This window comes from Qipengyuania mesophila (assembly GCF_019711655.1).
Taxonomy (GTDB): Bacteria; Pseudomonadota; Alphaproteobacteria; order Sphingomonadales; family Sphingomonadaceae; genus Qipengyuania; species Qipengyuania mesophila.
Map to the genome: position 1 here is coordinate 342,305 of NZ_JAIGNU010000002.1, position 15,713 is coordinate 358,017.

Genomic DNA, 15,713 nt, shown 5'->3' on the forward strand with positions numbered 1-15,713 from the left:
CGTATGCATATCAATGCCAGAGCGGGTGATAGGTTAAAACCCTCTTTACCATGAAAACCACAATCGCTCCGCCGAACGTTCGTTCCGGGTCAGGCGAGCTCGGCCACCGACACGCTGTAACCCTTGCCGCGGAGCGCCTGGACCAGCCGGTCGATCTGTTCGGCATCGCGCGCCTCGCACTCGATTTCCGCCGTCAGGCCCTTGGCAGGCAGCGTGGTGAAAATGCGCTGGTGATATATCTCGATGATGTTCACGTTGTGCTCGTTGAACTCGCGCATCACCTTGAACAGCGCACCCGGTCGATCCTGGAGCACGATCTGCAGCCGCGCGAGCCGCCCCGAGCGGGCGAGGTCGCGCAGCAGCACATTGGCGAGCAGGCGGGTATCGATATTTCCGCCGCACAGCACCAGGCCGACCGTCTTGCCGGCGAACTTCTCCGGGTTGGACAGCACAGCGGCAAGCCCGGCCGCGCCGGCGCCTTCGACCACGGTCTTCTCGATCTGCAACAGCAGCGAGACGGCGTGTTCGAGCGTGCCTTCCTTGACCAGCAGCACCTCGTCGACCAGCTCGGCAATGATCTGGCGGGTGAATTCCCCCGGTGCCTTGACCGCGATCCCTTCGGCCAGCGTGTCGCCGCCACAGGGGCGCTCGTCGCCGGTCACCGCGGAATACATCGAGGGATAGAGTTCGGCCTGGACACCGACCATCTCGATTTCGGGCTTCAGCGCCTTGGCGACGGTTGCCATGCCGCTCATCAACCCGCCCCCGCCGATGGGCACGACGAGGCAGTCGAAATCGTCCTTGTCGGCGAGCATTTCGAGCGCGACCGTGCCTTGGCCAGCGGCGACCAACGGATCGTCGAAGGGATGGACGAAGGTCAGGCCGCGTTCGCGTTCGAGCTCGCGCGCATGGGCATAGGCTTCATCGAAAGTCTCGCCGAACAGTTCGACATTGCCGCCCACGCTCTCGGTCTGCATCACCTTCACGCTCGGCGTGGTCTGCGGCATGACGATGGTCACCGGCACGCCGAGCCGGCGTCCGTGATAGCTCAGCCCCTGCGAATGGTTGCCCGCCGAGGCAGCGATCACGCCGCGCGCCTTCTGCTCGTCGGTGAGGTGCAACAAGGCGTTGAGCGCGCCGCGTTCCTTGTAGGCGGCGGTGAACTGGTGGTTCTCGAACTTGAGCCAGATATCGGCTCCTGTAATCTCCGACAGCGTCTGCGAGCGCAGCATCGGCGTCCGCACCACCGCGCCTTCGATGCGCGCGGCTGCAGCCCGCACGTCGTCGAGAGTCAGGAGCTCGGTCGCCGGAGCGGCGGCACGCACGGGGGATGCTTCGGTCATGGTGCCCGGCCCTACGGCGCGCGCGGCTGCGGCGCAATCGCCGAAAGGGTTTGCCTCGGCCAAGCTATGCCTTATCGCGGGCGGCGAATTGCCTGACGGGACCGCCTGACATGAAGCTCAAACTCCTAGCAACCGCGGTTGCTTTCACCTTTGCCCTGCCCGCGCAGGCCGACGTGCTGTTCGACAATGTCGAAGGCCTCACCATCGGCGAGGACGGCAAGGTCCAGCGCTTCACCGCGCTGGTCATCGACGATGACGGTAAGGTCGCGCAGATCCTCCAGGCGAAGGACAAAAAGCCGCAGACCGATTATCGCGAGGACGGCAAGGGCCGGGTGATGATCCCCGGACTGATCGATGCCCATGTCCATGTCATGGGGGTCGGGATCGGTGCGCTCACGCTCGACCTGTCGGACACCAATTCGCTGGCCGAGGCGCTCGACAGGATTCGCGCCTTCGCGGCAGCCAACCCGGACCGTCCGTGGATCCTCGGGCGCGGCTGGAACCAGGAAAAATGGGGCCTCGGCCGCTTTCCCACCGCCGCCGAACTCGACAGCGCGATTGCCGACCGCCCGGTCTATCTCGAGCGGGTCGACGGCCATGCCGGGTGGGCCAACAGCCTCGCCCTGCGCGCGGCAGGCGTCGATGCGGCGACCAAGACTCCGGCCGGGGGGCGCATCGAACGGCTGACCGACGGCAAGACCCCTTCGGGCGTGTTCGTAGACCGGGCGACCGATATCATGCAGGCCGCCGTGCCCGCACCGCGCCCGAAGGAACGCGATCTCGCCTTTGCCGAGGCGCAGAAAGTACTTCATCGCTTCGGCATCACCGCGGTGGCCGACATGGGGACGAGCATCGAAGACTGGCAAGCCTTCCGCCGTGCCGGCGATCGCGGTGCGCTGACGCTGCGGATCATGTCCTACGCAGCGGGGCCCGACCAGATGGATCTCATCGCCGGCTCGGGACCGACCCCCTGGCTCTATGACGACAAGCTGCGCATGAACGGCGTCAAGCTTTACCTCGACGGCGCGCTTGGCAGTCGCGGGGCCTGGCTCAAGCGGCCCTATGCCGACGATCCGGGCAATACCGGCCTGCCGCTGATGAACCCCGCGCAATTCCGCAATATCCTCGTGCGCGCGGCCACGGGCAATTTCCAGCCCGCGATCCATGCGATCGGCAGTGCCGCCAACGAGGATGCGCTCAACGCGGTCGCCGAGATTGCCGAAAGCTTCCCCGGTGACCGCCGCTGGCGGATCGAACATGCGCAGATCGTCGATCCGGTCGACCTGCCCAAGTTCGGGCAGAACGGCATCATCGCCTCGATGCAGCCGGTCCATCAGACCAGCGACCGGGTGATGGCCGAGGCGCGGCTCGGACCAGACCGGCTCGAGGGAGCCTATGCCTGGAACACCATCTTACAGCTCGGCGGGCGGCTCGCCTTCGGTTCGGATGCCCCCGTCGAATCGCCCGATCCCTTCGCCGGCCTCGCCGCCGCGACGACACGCATGGATGCCATGGGCGAGCCCTTCGGCGGATGGCGCCCGCAGGACCGGGTCACCCGCGAACAGGCGCTGGCAGGCTTCACCAGCGATGCAGCCTACGCCGGGTTCGCAGAGGGTCGTTTCGGTCGCCTGTTGCCGGGTGAGCGGGCCGACTTCGTCCTGATCGATCGCGATCCCATGCTGGCAACGCCGAGCGAACTGCGTGCGACCAAGGTGCTCGAAACCTGGGTCGGCGGGCGCAAGGTCTACGACGCGGACTGAGGTTCTTCGGGGCTGTCGACGTCCGCCTTGCGGCGTTTCTCGGTCACGCGCATCAGCAGCAGCGAGCCTTCGAACAACAGCAGGAGCGGGATCGCCAGCAGCAGCTGCGAGCCCGGATCGGGCGGCGTGATGACCGCCGCCAGTGCCACCACCAGCACGATGACATAGCGGCGCGCCGCAACCAGCTGGGGTCGCGTCACGATCCCCGCGCGGTGGAGCAGCAGCAGCAGAACCGGCAGCAGGAAGCTCATCCCGAAGGCGAGAATGAACTGCATCACCAGGCCGAGATATTCATTGGCGGTGGGCAGCGCCTGGATTTCGAGCCCGCCGGCACTGCCTTGGAAGCCCAGGAACCATTTGAAGGCCGTCGGCATGACCACGTAATAGGCCAGCGAGGCGCCCAACAGGAACAGCACCGGGGTCGCCAGCAGGAAGGGCAGGAAGGCCTTCTTCTCCCTGGCGTAGAGGCCCGGCGCGATGAACGCCCAGAGCTGGTTGGCGATGATCGGAAAGCTGAGGCAGAAGCCCGCAAACAGCGCCACCTTGAGCTCGACGAAGAAGACCTCGTAGAGCTTGGTGAAGATCAGCTGGCCCTGCCCGTTAGGAAAGGCGCTCTTGAGCGGCTGGATCAGGAAGCCGAGGATTGGATCGGCGAAATAGAGGCAGATCCCGAAGGCGACGACCAGCGCCGCCACGCAGCGCACCAGCCGCGCGCGCAGCTCGATCAGATGGTCGAGCAAGGGCGCCTGGCTCTCGTCGATGTCCTTGATCACCGCCATATCACGAATCCTTGCTGGGCGGAGGCGGATCGAGCGGGAGCGTGGGCTCGTCGGCATGCTCGGGGGCCTTCACCGGCGCGGCGCGCTTGATCGCGGCTTCCGCCGCGGCAGCGGCATCGGGCACCTCGCCTGCAGCGGCGAGCGGTTCCATTTCGCTGGGCAGGAGGTTTTCCGGCGAGCCTCCTTCCGGCGTCGTGCCGTCGGGATACTTGGCCATGATCTCCTTATTCCGCGCGGACCACTGCTCTTCCATTTCCTCGATCTCGGCCTGGCGGACCATCTCGTCGAGCCCGGCGCGGAAATGGCTCGACATGCGCCGCATCTTGCCGATCCAGCGCCCCGCGGTGCGCATGGCGCGCGGCATGTCCTTGGGGCCGATCACGAGGATCGCCACCACGACGATGACCAGCAATTCGCTGGCGCCGATATCGAACATGGGCGGGCTCCGCCTGTCTGCGGGTTACTTGCTGTCGGTGCTCTGCTTGACCTGGTCGGAGGTCAGCCCCTCGTCGGCTGGTTTGGCGTCGTGCGAAATCCGCTTCGCGGGCGCATCGTCCTCGTTCATGCCCTGCTTGAAGCTTTTGATGCCCTTGCCGAAATCGCCCATCATTTCGGAGATTCGCCCGCGCCCGAAGAGCACGAGGATGACGATGGCGATGATGATGAGCTGCCAGGGACCGAGCGACATTGTGAAACCTTTTTCGTAGCTAGATTGCGAATATAGGCCTGCTGGCGGCCAAGCGCCAGTCAGGCGTGATCGCCGCTGTCGGATTCGACTGTCGCCTCGGCCTCGCCTTCGTCCGCGCCGACCAGCTCGTCATAGGCTTCGTCGATGGGGTCGAGCAGGCCAGTGGCTCGCAATTCGGCGATACCGGGAAGGTCGCGGCGGCTCGAAAGTCCGAAATGCTCGAGGAACTCGGGCGTCGTGGCATAGATCGTCGGCCGCCCCGGCACCTCGCGCCGCCCGGCGATCTTCACCCAGCCCGCTTCCATCAGCACGTCTAGCGTCCCGCCGCTGGTCTGAACGCCGCGGATCGACTCGATTTCCGCGCGGCTGACGGGCTCGTGATAGGCGATGATCGCCAGCACCTCGGTTGCGGCGCGGCTCAGCCGACGGACCTGCTCCTTCTCGCGCCGAAGCAGATGGGCGAGGTCGGGCGCGGTTTCGAAATGCCAGCGCTTGCCACGCTCGACCAAGTGGATGCCGCGCTTCTCATAATCCCCAGCCACGCTGCGCAAGGCCTCGCGTACGTCGCCGACCGGTGCATCGCCGAGGAAAGCCGCCAGCGCCTCCGCCGTCATCGGTTCTTCCGCCGCGAACAGCGCGGCTTCAACGGCGCGAGCGAGTTCGTCCATCAGGCGGGCACCCGGCGCAGGTGCAGCGGGCCGAAGGTGTCTTCCTGCTGCAGTTCGGCCTTGCCCAGCCGCGCCAGTTCGAGCGCGGCGACGAAGCTCGACGCCAGCGCCGAGCGCTTGAGCCGCGGTTCGGCATGCGGCGGGAGGAAATCGCGCAATTCCATCCATTCGAGCGTGACGCCGAGCATGTTCGACACCCGATCGAGCGCCGATTCGAGCGTCATCACGGGACGTTCGCGGACCATGTGGATCGCCGGCGCGGTGCGCGCCTTGACCCGGCCATAGGCCTCGATCAGCGCGAACTGGTCGCATTGCCACAGGTTCTTGCGCGCGATCTCGAGCCCTTCGGGACTGCCGCGCAGGAAGACGTCGCGCCCGATCCGGTCGCCGCCCATCAGCCGCGCCGCCGCATCGCGCATCGCGCCGAGCCGCTGGAGGCGTAATTGCAGCTTGAGCGCCAGTTCCTCGGGGCTCGGATCCTCCTGCTCTTCCTTGGGCAGGAGCATCGCCGATTTGAGATAGGCCAGCCACGCCGCCATCACGAGATAATCGGCGGCCAGTTCGAGCTTCAGCGCCCCCGCGCGATCGATGTAGTCGAGATACTGGTCGACCAGCGCAAGGATCGAGATCGAACGGAGGTCGACCTTCTGCCGCCGCGCGAGGTCGAGCAGCAGGTCGAGCGGCCCTTCCCAGCCGTCGAGCTCGAGGTAGAGCGCATTCTCGTCGACCGATGCTTCGCTTGCCACCTCGTCCCATTCATCCGGCGTTGCGCCGGTTGGATCGGCGAAGAGGAGGCCGTCGCTGGTCATGCCGCGCGATCTTCCGCAATGGCCAGCAAGGCGTCGCGCTTGGCCAGCAACTCGGCGGTGTCGGGTCCTTCCCGAGGCTCGCCCATTGCCGCATGCACGCGGTCGAGCCGTTCGGCGGTCGCGCCACTCATCGATCCGAGCCGCTCGGCAATGGCGGTCTGGTCGTCCATCTTCGCCCAGCAGTTGAGCACGATGTCGCAGCCGGCCGCGAGCGCACGCTCGGCACGTTCGGGAATGGTCCCGTCGAGCGCCTGCATGTCGATATCGTCGGTGAGCAGCAGCCCGTCGAAGCCGATCTTGCCGCGGATCACCTGGCTGATGACCGTCTCCGACAGCGTAGCCGGATGCGCCGGGTCCCACGCGTCGAAGACGATATGCGCGCTCATCCCCAGCGGATGCGAAGCGAGCGTGCGGAAGGGCGCAATATCGGCCTCGAGCTCGTCCGCGCTCGCGCCGACATGCGGCAGTTCCTTGTGCGAATCGCAGGTCGCCCGACCGTGGCCGGGCATGTGCTTCAGGCAGCCGACCACGCCCGCGCGGTCCAGGCCGTCGAGCACCGCGCGGCCGAGCGCCGCGACCTGCATCGGCTCGCTACCGAGCGCGCGGTCGCCGATCACATCGTCGGTCTCGGGCCGACGCACGTCGAACGGCGCGTGGTAATCGACGGTGATGCCCATCTCGGCGAGTTCGCGGCCCATCGCTTCGGCATTGGCGCGCCCTGCCTCGATGGCCGAGGCGGGGGCGATGTCCCACAGTTTCGCGAAGGCTTCCCCGGCGGGGTAGCGCTGCCACACGGGCGGCTTCATTCGCGCGACGCGCCCGCCTTCCTGATCGATCGAGACGATCAGCCGATCGCGCCCGTGGATCGCGCGCAGTTCATCGGTCAGCCGCCGCAGCTGGTCCTTGCTCTCGCAATTGCGCGCGAAGAGGATGTAGCCCGCCGGATCGGCCTCCTTGAAGAAGGCGCTCTCATCGGCCGTCAAATCGGGGCCGGAAATGCCGAAAATGGCGGGTGTCATGGACGGAAACTGTGTCTTTCGCCCCGATGCCGCAAGCTCGCGACCTGCGGGAAGTGTGGAAATTTCGACCGGCCGAGCGCCCTACTTGACGAAACAGGCCAGCCCGTCCGCCTTGAGCGCGGCGCACAGCCGGTTGGCACCGCCGCGATCGCCCGCGACCGCCTGCAGCCGGTAGACGCGTCCGATATCGACCTGTGCCTCGACCACGCGGTGGCTGACGCCGTTGAGCGCCTCGGTCTGGCGCATCAGATTGGCCCAGGCCGCCTCGGCATCGGCGCGGCGGGGATAGGCCCCGACCTGCACCACGGTTCCGGGCGCCGCGGAGGTACGCGGGGGCTCGTTCACCGTCGAGGCGATCGAGGGGCCACTGGCGGCGGGCTTCGCTGCCGCCTTGGGCGGCGCGGTCTCGGCCAGCTTGGCTTCGCGGGTCTGCCCTTCGCCCACTGCGAAGCTGGTATCGCCGGTGCCGGCAAAGGTCTTGCCGCCGGGATCGTCGGGCCGGGTCTTGTAGGGTTCTTCGGGTGCGGCGATCACGCTGCCGTCCGCCTCGGGCTCGTCCGATGTCTGGTTGGCCACGAACCAGATCCCGCCCACGACCGCACCGAGCAGCACCAGCGCGAGCACGCCGACCATCAGCAGACGCGAGGTATCGAACCCGGCCGCCTCGTGCTCGTCCTCGCCCGCTTCCAGCCAGGGCAGGCTTTCGCCATCGGCAAGGTCGAGCTGATCCTCGCCGTCCCAATCCTCATCGGTGTCGTATGGCGTGGACGCCGTCATGCTTACATCTCCTCGACCGCCTCGACCCCCAGGATGGCGAGGCCGTTGCGGATCACCTGCCCCACCTGCGCCGCGAGGAACAGCCGCGCGGCTGTGAGATCGGGATCGCCTTCCTGGATGATCCGCTTCGCCGGATCATCGTTACCCGCATTCCAGAAGCTGTGGAAGGCGGCGGCGAGATCGCCGAGGAAAAAGGCGATGCGGTGCGGTTCGCGCGCCTTGGCCGCGGCTTCGACCACGCGCGGGAACTGCGCGGCATCGCGCACGAGGGCGAGCTCTTCCGCGCCCAGCCGGTCGAGATGGACATCGCTCGGTTCGACCCCGGCCTTGCGCAGCGTCGAGCGGATGCGGGCATGCGCATACTGGACGTAGAAGACCGGATTGTCCTTCGACGCCTCGACTACCTTGGCGAAGTCGAATTCCATCTGCGCATCGGGCTTGCGGGTGAGCATGGTGAAACGGACCACGTCCTTGCCCACTTCCTGCACGACTTCCGCAAGCGTCACGAAGGTGCCCGAACGCTTGGACATCTTCACCGGCTCGCCGTCGCGCAGCAGTTTGACCATCTGGACCAGCTTGACGTCGAAGGGCACGTCGCGCCCGGCGCCCTTGGTCAGCGCAGCGACGGCGGCCTTGATCCGCTTGACCGTGCCGGCGTGGTCGGCGCCCCAGATATCGATCAGCGCATCGGCCTTTTCCGCCTTCTGGAAATGATAGGCGAGGTCGGCGCCGAAATAGGTCCATGCCCCGTTCGATTTCTTGATCGGGCGATCCTGGTCGTCGCCGAACTCGGTCGAACGGAACAGCGGCAGCTCGACCGGCTCCCAGTCCTCGGGCGGTGCCTTGCCCTTGGGCGCCTCGAGCACGCCGTCGTAGACGAGACCCTTCTCGCGCAGCCAGGCCTCGGCCGCCTCGGGCTTCTTCGCCGCCTGGAGTTCGGCTTCGGAGGAGAACAGGTCGTGATGGATACCGAGCAGCGCGAGGTCTTCGCGGATCATCTCCATCATCGCCGCGACCGAGCGCTGGCGGAAGAGTTCGAGCCATTCGCTCTCGGGCGCGTCCCTGTAGGCGGGACCGAATTCCTGCGCCAGCCGCTCGCCGACCGGCTTGAGATAGTCGCCCGGATAGAGCCCCTCGGGGATCTCGCCGATCTCGTCGCCCAGCGCCTCGCGGTAGCGCAGATGCGCCGAGCGGGCGAGGACGTCGACTTGGCCGCCGGCGTCGTTGACGTAATATTCGCGTGTGACACGGTAACCCGCCCATTCGAGCAGGCCGCTCAGCGCATCGCCGACAACCGCGCCGCGACAGTGCCCCATGTGCATGGGGCCGGTGGGATTGGCCGAAACATATTCGACATTGACCGTCTTCCCGTCGCCCATGTGCGAGCGACCATAATCGTCGCCGAGCGTCGCAATCGCCTGCAGCTCGCGCCGCCATACATCGCTCTGCAGGCGCAGGTTGATGAAGCCGGGTCCTGCGATATCCGCCTCGGCGATCGCCGGATCGCGGCGCAAATGCTCGACGATCGTCTCGGCCAGCGCGCGCGGATTGGTCTTCGCCTGCTTGGCGAGCACCATCGCCGCATTGGTCGAAAGATCGCCATGCGCGGGATCGCGCGGCGGTTCGACGGTCACATTGCCGCGATCCGATCCGGCAGGCAGCCCGCCCTCCAGCTCGAGAGCGTCCAATACCGCGTCGATGCGGGCCGCGAAGGCCGCGTGAAGTGTCTGCATGTCAGCCATGGCGCGCGCCTAGACTATCGGCGCGAAATGGCAAGATGTCAGAGGCTCAGCGGGTGACGTTGTAGCGCAATTGCTCTTCGGTCAGCTGGAAGCCGACCAGCAGTTCGAAGGTCGCACGCTGGACCGCCGCGCGCACTGCGGGATCGGCCAGCGGGTCGAGCGCGGCGTCGGGATCGCCCGCCTTGCGCTTGCGGGTGATCTGCTCGCGAATCTCCGCGGGCAGCGTCGCCTCGGCGCGGTTGACATAGGCGCCCGCAGTGCCGCGAGCCATGGCGCGTTCCTGGCCGTCGGCGAACTGCAGCGTCACGCTGCCGACCCGCTTGGTCACGACCGCCGAACCGCCGCGCAGGACGGTGGAGAAATAGGGCAGCGTCACGGTACGGGTGCCGCGCGTGTCGGCGCGGCGTGCGACGACGTCGAAACTCGCCTCGGTATAGACGCGGTCACCCGCGCCCTCGTTGCAGTTCGAGCGCAGATTGGTCATCGCCGCAGTCACGTCGAGATCGGCCAGCGTGGTCGATCCCGGGGTGCGGAAGGTGGTGATATCGCCCGTGTAGTCGGGAATGCCGACCGCGGGGCAGGCGGTCCGCACCGCGCTGACGCCGACGCCCTGGTCGACGATCAGGTCGCCCTCTTTGGCGCAACCGGCCAGCGCCAGGCCGAGAGCAAGCGCGGGAACAAGGCGGGTGCGGATGGTCATGCGGCAAAATTCCCTTTTACGGTCATTCGAATTCATCGCCCGGCCGGGCTGCGCGATGCCCTAGCTTGGGCAGCGCGAAAGCGCTAGAGGGCGGCACATGAATGCCCCCTTTCCATCCACGCCTGCGCCAAGTCCCGGCGAAGCGAGGCTGCCGCTGAAGCTGCTGATCGCGGCTCCACGCGGCTTTTGCGCCGGCGTCGACCGTGCGATCGAGATCGTCGAGCGTGCGCTGCAGAAATACGGCGCCCCGGTCTATGTGCGGCACGAGATCGTGCACAACCGCTATGTCGTCGACAGCCTCAAAGCCAAGGGCGCGATCTTCGTCGAGGAATTGGACGAAGTGCCCGACGACGCGCCCGTGGTGTTCAGCGCCCATGGCGTGCCCAAGACCGTCCCCGCCGAGGCCGAGCGACGCAAGATGCTCTATGTCGATGCAACCTGCCCGCTGGTGAGCAAGGTCCATCGCCAGGCCGCGCGGCAGATCGAAAAGGGCCAGCACATCCTGTTCGTCGGCCATGCGGGCCACCCCGAGGTGATCGGCACCATGGGACAAGTGCCCGCGGGCCGGATCACGCTGGTGGAAACGGTCGAGGATGTGGCGAAGCTCGACTTCCCGGCCGGTGCAGACCTGTCCTATCTTTCGCAGACAACGCTCTCGGTCGACGATACGCGCGACATCATCGCCGCGCTGGAGGCGCGCTTCCCCCAGATCGTCGCCCCCAAGGCCGAAGACATCTGCTATGCCACCAGCAACCGGCAGGCGGCGGTCAAGCAGATGGCGCCGAGCTGCGACCTCGTTCTGGTCATCGGCGCGCCCAATTCCTCCAATTCGCTGCGCCTCGTCGAAGTGGCCGAGCGGATCGGGACCGATGCCCGGCTGATCCAGCGGGCCGACGAGATCGATCCTTCGTGGCTCGAAGGGGTCGGCACGGTAGGCCTGACAGCCGGCGCTTCCGCACCCGAGAAGCTCGTCCGCGAGGTGGTCGACCGCCTGTCGGACTGGCGCGTCGTCGACGAGGAAGTGGTAACCACCGCCGAGGAAAACATGGTCTTCAAGCTGCCCCGCCAGCTGACCGACTAGGGTGGCGGTCTACACCCACCTGGGGGCCGAAGATCTGGCGCAGCTCGTCGCGCAGTACGATGTCGGCGAGCTGGTTTCCTTCAAGGGCATCGCCGAGGGCGTCTCGAATTCGAACTGGCTGGTGGAAACCACGCAGGGCCGCTTCGTCCTGACGATGTACGAACGGCGAATCGAGACCGCCGACCTTCCCTTCTTCCTCGGCCTGCTCGATCACCTTTCTGCGGCCGGCTGCCCGGTACCGCGCACGATCCACGACCGTGCGGGCGATGCCTGGCGGATGGTCGGCGACAAGGCGGTCGCGCTGATCGAGTTCCTCCCCGGCCTATCGCCCAGCCATCCCAGTGCCGCGCAGGCGCATGCCGTGGGCTCTGCCTTAGCGCGCATGCACGGCGCCGCGGGCGATTTTCCGACACAGCGAGAGAACCGGCTTGCGCCACCCGATGCGCTGGCGATCCTGCAGGACTGCGGCGAGGCAGCGCTCGCCGCCATCGATCCGCAATTGCCCGCCATTCTCGACACCGGAGCGGAGATCGTTGCTGCTTGGCCCAACGACCTGCCGCAGTCGGTGATCCATTCGGACCTCTTTCCCGACAATGTCCTGATGCTCGGCGACCGGGTCACCGGCATGATCGACTTCTACTTCGCCTGCAACGGCGCGATGGCCTACGACCTGGCGGTGACACATGCCGCCTGGTGCTTCGACGAGACCGGCCGGAACTGCGACCGGAACCTCGGCCATGCGCTCGTCGAAGGCTACGAGAGTGTCCGCCCGCTCGAAGACCGCGAACGCGCGGCGCTGCCGCTGCTGGCCGAGGGCGCCTGCCTGCGGTTCATCGCCAGCCGCGCGCAGGACTGGCTCGAGACGCCGGCCGATGCGCTGGTCCGGCGCAAGGATCCGATGGAATTCATGCGGCGGCTGGAATTCTACCGCGCGAATGGCCAAGGGGCTTTCGCATGAAGAAGGTCGAATTGTTCACCGATGGCGCCTGCAAGGGCAATCCCGGCCCCGGCGGATGGGGCGCCCTGCTGCGAATGGGGCCGCACGAGAAGGAACTGTCGGGCGGCGAGCCCGATACGACGAACAACCGCATGGAAATGACCGCCGCGATCATGGGCCTGCGGGCGCTGGTCGAGCCTTGCGAAGTCGATCTTTATACCGACAGCAAGTACCTGATCGACGGTATCACCAAGTGGGTCCACGGCTGGAAGAAGCGCGGCTGGGTCAATGCCAGCAGGAAGCCGGTGCGCAATGCCGAACTATGGCACGATTTGATCGAGCTTACCGCGCATCACAAGGTCGAATGGCACTGGGTGAAAGGCCATTCGGGTCATGAGGAAAACGATCGCGTGGACCGCCTTGCGAGCGACGCCGCAGAGCGCGTCGCAAATCCTGTAGGCTGACGCTTCGACCGCGCCTCGCTAGCCGAAGCGCGCGGGCGAATAGAGCTCCGCGTCGAGCCCCTCGGTCATGACGTCGCGCTCTTCGCCGAGCAGCAGCTGGCGGGTGAGCCGCGCCGCCGCGGGCGAGGTCTGGATGCCGAAACCGCCCTGCCCGGCGAACCAGGCGAAGCCTTCAACTTCGGGATCGCGGCCATAGACCGGTCGCCGGTCGGGCGCGAAGCTGCGCAGGCCCGCCCATCTGTGCTCGACCGCCTCGACCCGCCAGTCGACTACCTCGCCGAGTCGCTCGATAGCCTGCGCCACCGCCAGCTCTTCCGGCGCGGCGTCGCAGGGCTCGCTCGGCTCCTCGTCGTGCGGACTGAGCCACAATCGGCCCGATTCGGGCTTGAAATAGAATTGTCCGCGCAGGTCGAGCACGAGCGGCAGGTCGTCGGGCACCGCCGGATCGACCCGCACCTGCACGACGGTGCGACGATAAGGCGTGATCCCCAGGGTCCTGGCGCCTGCGAGACGCGCCACCGGATCGGCCCAGGCGCCGGCTGCATTGACGATCGTTCCGGCGCGATAGTTCTCACCCCGTGCGGTGGTGATCGCCCAGCTTCCCTCGCCCCGCTTCAGGTTCACTACCTGTGCTCGGCATTCGAGCTGCACACCAGCGGCGCGCCCGCGGGCGAGGAAATGTCCGTGCAGCGCGGCGACATCGATATCGGCGCAGACCGGTTCCCAGATCGCGTCGGTCCAGCTGGGGCGCACACCCGGGAGCCGCGACTGCAGTTGGCCGCGACCGAGATGTTCGATCGTCGCGCCGGTGGGGACGAAGCGCTGCATAAAATCGGTGACGAGCGCCTCGTCCCCAGCACGCCCGATATAGAGCGCGCCGCGCTGGTTCAGGAACCCGCCCTCGTGCAGCGGAGGGCCCGAGGCGAGCGTCAGGGGGACGATCTCGGGCCCGCCGTAGCATTCCTCCCAGAAGGCTGCCGAACGGCCGGTGGCATGATAGCCGGGCCGCTCTTCAGCTTCGAGCAGCAGGACGCTCGCGCCGCCCTCGCCCAGCTCGGCGGCAAGGCTCGCGCCGGCGATGCCGGCGCCAACGATGGCGAAGTCGTAGTGGCTCACTGCATTTGCGCGGGCGCCACGCGATCGAGAAAGGCGTCGATTTCCGCCAGTGCGCGGCTGCGCACGGGATCGGCCTCGCGAAGGATTTCGTGGCGGGCCTCGTCGCCGAGGGCAACCAGCTCGCCCTTGGGCAGGCGCTGCGCGGTACGCACCGCCGCTTCATGGCTGACCAGCCTGTCCGCCGAAGTGCTGAGCACCAGCACGGGAACCTGCACCGCCTCCATTGCGCCGGTTTCCTCCAGCCTGCGGCTCGAGGCATAGGCGCGCTCGACCCAGCCCCAGCTACCCGGTCCCATGACCAGTTCGGGGCGTTTCTCGCGCCACCACAGCTCGTCGGCATAGCGTTCGGCGTCGTGCGTCAGCAGGGCGCCCCTGTTGGCCGGCATTTCGCCTGGCTTCTCGCTCCACTTCCATGCCGGACGGGTCGGCGCACCGATCTTCGTCATCAGCTTCGCGACCGCTTGAAGCACTGCCAGCGGCAGCGGCGGACCGGCCATCCCGATCATCGGCGCGCTCAGCACCACGGCGTCGGGATCGACCAGCGGAACGACGAGGGCGCGCATCACCAGATGTCCGCCCATCGAGTGCGCGGCGATTATGTGCGGACCCGGAGTTTGTGCCTTCCAGACCTTCCACAGCTCCGCCAGATCGGCCGTCCACACCGAGAAATCGGCGATATGGCCGGTGATCGCATCGTTCCCGAGCCGCCCCGATCCCGCCTGCCCGCGCCAGTCGGCCGCAGTGACCCGCCAGCCGGCGCGATGCCAGTGATCGAGCGTCTCGAGATATTTCTCGTAGAAGTCGCCGCGACCGGGAAGAAACAGGATCGAACCGCGCCTGCCGCCATCCGCGCCGGGCCAGTCGATCCGCCGGATTGCATGCCCATCTGCCAGGGCAAAAGTGGACTCGGTCGCGCCGGGCGGGATCGAGCGACGGTCGAAGGTCTCCTGTTGCGCTGGCATGCCCGTGATCGCGACCTCCTCTATGGTTACTTTTTGGTAAGCACGTTCCTGTAGCACCGCGCCCGAAGGAGACCCTTGGGCGCCCATGCACAGCCAGACTTTCACCTACGTATTGCTCTGCGGCTTGGCAATCGCGCTGCTCTGGGTAATCGTGACCGACCTGCGGAGCCGGACGATCAGCAACAGACTGACGCTGACGATCGCCGCGGGCGCGCCGCTCTATTGGCTCTCGCTCGGCCTGCCGCTCTGGCCGGGAATCGCGCTCCAGGTGGGTCTGGCGCTGGCCGTTTTCACGGTGTGCTGCGTACTCTTCGCCGTTCGCCAGATGGGCGGCGGCGACGTCAAGCTGCTGACCGCCCTCGCGCTGTGGATCCCACCCTCGCAATTCACCCTGCTGCTGGTCGCCATGGCGATGCTCGGCTGGGTTCTGACGATGGCGGTCGGCGCCTGGCGCGTCGCGCGCTCGAAGGCGGCCGAGACCAGGCCGGTTCTCGATACCGCCCTCCTCGCCATTGGCACGGCGATCGCGGCGGTCTTCGCCAGCGCCGTTCTCGGCGGGCCGACATTGCCGGTGCCCGAAGCGATCGCCAGCCTCGGTGCGACCAGTTCCGCAGCGATGCTGGCGCTGGTGCTGGCACCATTCGTCCTCCTGCTCGCCGTGACTCTGGGATCGATCCGCATCATCCGGCGCCATGAGGCCGATCTGTGGGTGCCCTACGGCCCGGCGATTTCGCTGGCCGCCATCTGGATCCTCGCCAGCGGACAGCTGCTGGCAGGCACGGCAATTCCCGCCGGTGGTTGAGAACGCGATCTTAACCAATTCGCCCTTAGAGGATGCAACCATACATGCCCGCCATTTCGCTACGCG

The 15,713-nt window shown here is 66.9% G+C and carries 17 protein-coding genes; 5 read left to right on the forward strand and 12 right to left on the reverse strand.

What is annotated here, in order from left to right; all coding sequences use genetic code 11:
* Window positions 1-89: 89 nt before the first annotated feature.
* Complete coding sequence (locus tag K3181_RS11375; protein WP_221603220.1) at window positions 90-1,343, reverse strand: threonine ammonia-lyase; 1,254 nt, start codon at window positions 1,341-1,343, stop codon at window positions 90-92.
* Between the two features lie 110 nt (window positions 1,344-1,453).
* On the opposite strand from K3181_RS11375, the gene K3181_RS11380 reads away from it, so the two are divergent.
* The gene (locus K3181_RS11380; protein WP_221603221.1) at window positions 1,454-3,103 is read left to right on the forward strand and encodes an amidohydrolase; all 1,650 of its coding nucleotides are present in this window, start codon (window positions 1,454-1,456) and stop codon (window positions 3,101-3,103) included.
* Here K3181_RS11380 and tatC read toward each other — a convergent pair.
* From tatC to K3181_RS11425, 9 genes are all read right to left on the reverse strand, one after another.
* Window positions 3,088-3,882 (reverse strand): twin-arginine translocase subunit TatC, encoded by a 795-nt coding sequence (gene tatC, locus K3181_RS11385; protein ID WP_221603222.1) that lies wholly within the window; start codon window positions 3,880-3,882, stop codon window positions 3,088-3,090. The two genes, K3181_RS11380 and tatC, sit on opposite strands and share 16 nt — an antisense overlap.
* A gap of 1 nt (window position 3,883) precedes the next feature.
* Entirely contained in the window at window positions 3,884-4,318 is a 435-nt protein-coding gene (gene tatB, locus K3181_RS11390; RefSeq protein ID WP_221603223.1) for a Sec-independent protein translocase protein TatB, read from the reverse strand.
* A 24-nt stretch (window positions 4,319-4,342) separates the two neighbouring features.
* Complete coding sequence (gene tatA / locus K3181_RS11395; protein WP_221603224.1) at window positions 4,343-4,570, reverse strand: twin-arginine translocase TatA/TatE family subunit; 228 nt, start codon at window positions 4,568-4,570, stop codon at window positions 4,343-4,345.
* Between the two features lie 59 nt (window positions 4,571-4,629).
* The gene (gene scpB, locus K3181_RS11400; protein ID WP_221603225.1) at window positions 4,630-5,238 is read right to left on the reverse strand and encodes an SMC-Scp complex subunit ScpB; all 609 of its coding nucleotides are present in this window, start codon (window positions 5,236-5,238) and stop codon (window positions 4,630-4,632) included.
* Complete coding sequence (locus tag K3181_RS11405) at window positions 5,238-6,047, reverse strand: segregation and condensation protein A (RefSeq protein WP_221603226.1); 810 nt, start codon at window positions 6,045-6,047, stop codon at window positions 5,238-5,240. Before K3181_RS11405 ends, scpB begins: the two co-directional genes overlap by 1 nt.
* The gene (gene nagZ / locus K3181_RS11410) at window positions 6,044-7,066 is read right to left on the reverse strand and encodes a beta-N-acetylhexosaminidase (RefSeq protein WP_221603227.1); all 1,023 of its coding nucleotides are present in this window, start codon (window positions 7,064-7,066) and stop codon (window positions 6,044-6,046) included. The genes K3181_RS11405 and nagZ overlap by 4 nt, the downstream gene beginning before the upstream one ends.
* Window positions 7,067-7,147: 81 nt before the next feature.
* Complete coding sequence (locus K3181_RS11415) at window positions 7,148-7,843, reverse strand: SPOR domain-containing protein (RefSeq protein ID WP_221603228.1); 696 nt, start codon at window positions 7,841-7,843, stop codon at window positions 7,148-7,150.
* Window positions 7,844-7,845: 2 nt separating this feature from the next.
* Window positions 7,846-9,585 carry an arginine--tRNA ligase gene (gene argS, locus K3181_RS11420; RefSeq protein WP_221603229.1) on the reverse strand — a complete coding sequence of 580 codons (1,740 nt, stop codon included), beginning with the start codon at window positions 9,583-9,585 and terminating at the stop codon, window positions 7,846-7,848.
* A 46-nt stretch (window positions 9,586-9,631) separates the two neighbouring features.
* Window positions 9,632-10,285, reverse strand: coding sequence for a hypothetical protein (locus tag K3181_RS11425; RefSeq protein ID WP_221603230.1), 654 nt, complete (start codon window positions 10,283-10,285; stop codon window positions 9,632-9,634).
* A 97-nt stretch (window positions 10,286-10,382) separates the two neighbouring features.
* On the opposite strand from K3181_RS11425, the gene ispH reads away from it, so the two are divergent.
* From ispH to rnhA, 3 genes are read left to right on the forward strand one after another with little or no spacing between them, the layout of a single operon-like run.
* Entirely contained in the window at window positions 10,383-11,366 is a 984-nt protein-coding gene (ispH, locus tag K3181_RS11430) for a 4-hydroxy-3-methylbut-2-enyl diphosphate reductase (RefSeq protein WP_221603231.1), read from the forward strand.
* A 1-nt stretch (window position 11,367) separates the two neighbouring features.
* The gene (locus tag K3181_RS11435; protein ID WP_221603232.1) at window positions 11,368-12,324 is read left to right on the forward strand and encodes a homoserine kinase; all 957 of its coding nucleotides are present in this window, start codon (window positions 11,368-11,370) and stop codon (window positions 12,322-12,324) included.
* Window positions 12,321-12,767: a ribonuclease HI gene (rnhA, locus tag K3181_RS11440; protein ID WP_221603233.1), complete on the forward strand. Its 447-nt coding sequence runs from the start codon at window positions 12,321-12,323 to the stop codon at window positions 12,765-12,767. Before K3181_RS11435 ends, rnhA begins: the two co-directional genes overlap by 4 nt.
* Window positions 12,768-12,785: 18 nt before the next feature.
* Here the strand turns inward: rnhA and K3181_RS11445 are convergent, their stop codons facing one another.
* Complete coding sequence (locus K3181_RS11445) at window positions 12,786-13,883, reverse strand: NAD(P)/FAD-dependent oxidoreductase (RefSeq protein WP_221603234.1); 1,098 nt, start codon at window positions 13,881-13,883, stop codon at window positions 12,786-12,788.
* Window positions 13,880-14,845, reverse strand: a complete 966-nt coding sequence (locus tag K3181_RS11450) for an alpha/beta fold hydrolase (protein WP_221603235.1) — start codon at window positions 14,843-14,845, stop codon at window positions 13,880-13,882. The genes K3181_RS11445 and K3181_RS11450 overlap by 4 nt, the downstream gene beginning before the upstream one ends.
* A gap of 85 nt (window positions 14,846-14,930) precedes the next feature.
* On the opposite strand from K3181_RS11450, the gene K3181_RS11455 reads away from it, so the two are divergent.
* Window positions 14,931-15,647, forward strand: a complete 717-nt coding sequence (locus K3181_RS11455) for an A24 family peptidase (protein ID WP_221603236.1) — start codon at window positions 14,931-14,933, stop codon at window positions 15,645-15,647.
* The last annotated feature ends 66 nt before the right edge of the window (window positions 15,648-15,713 follow it).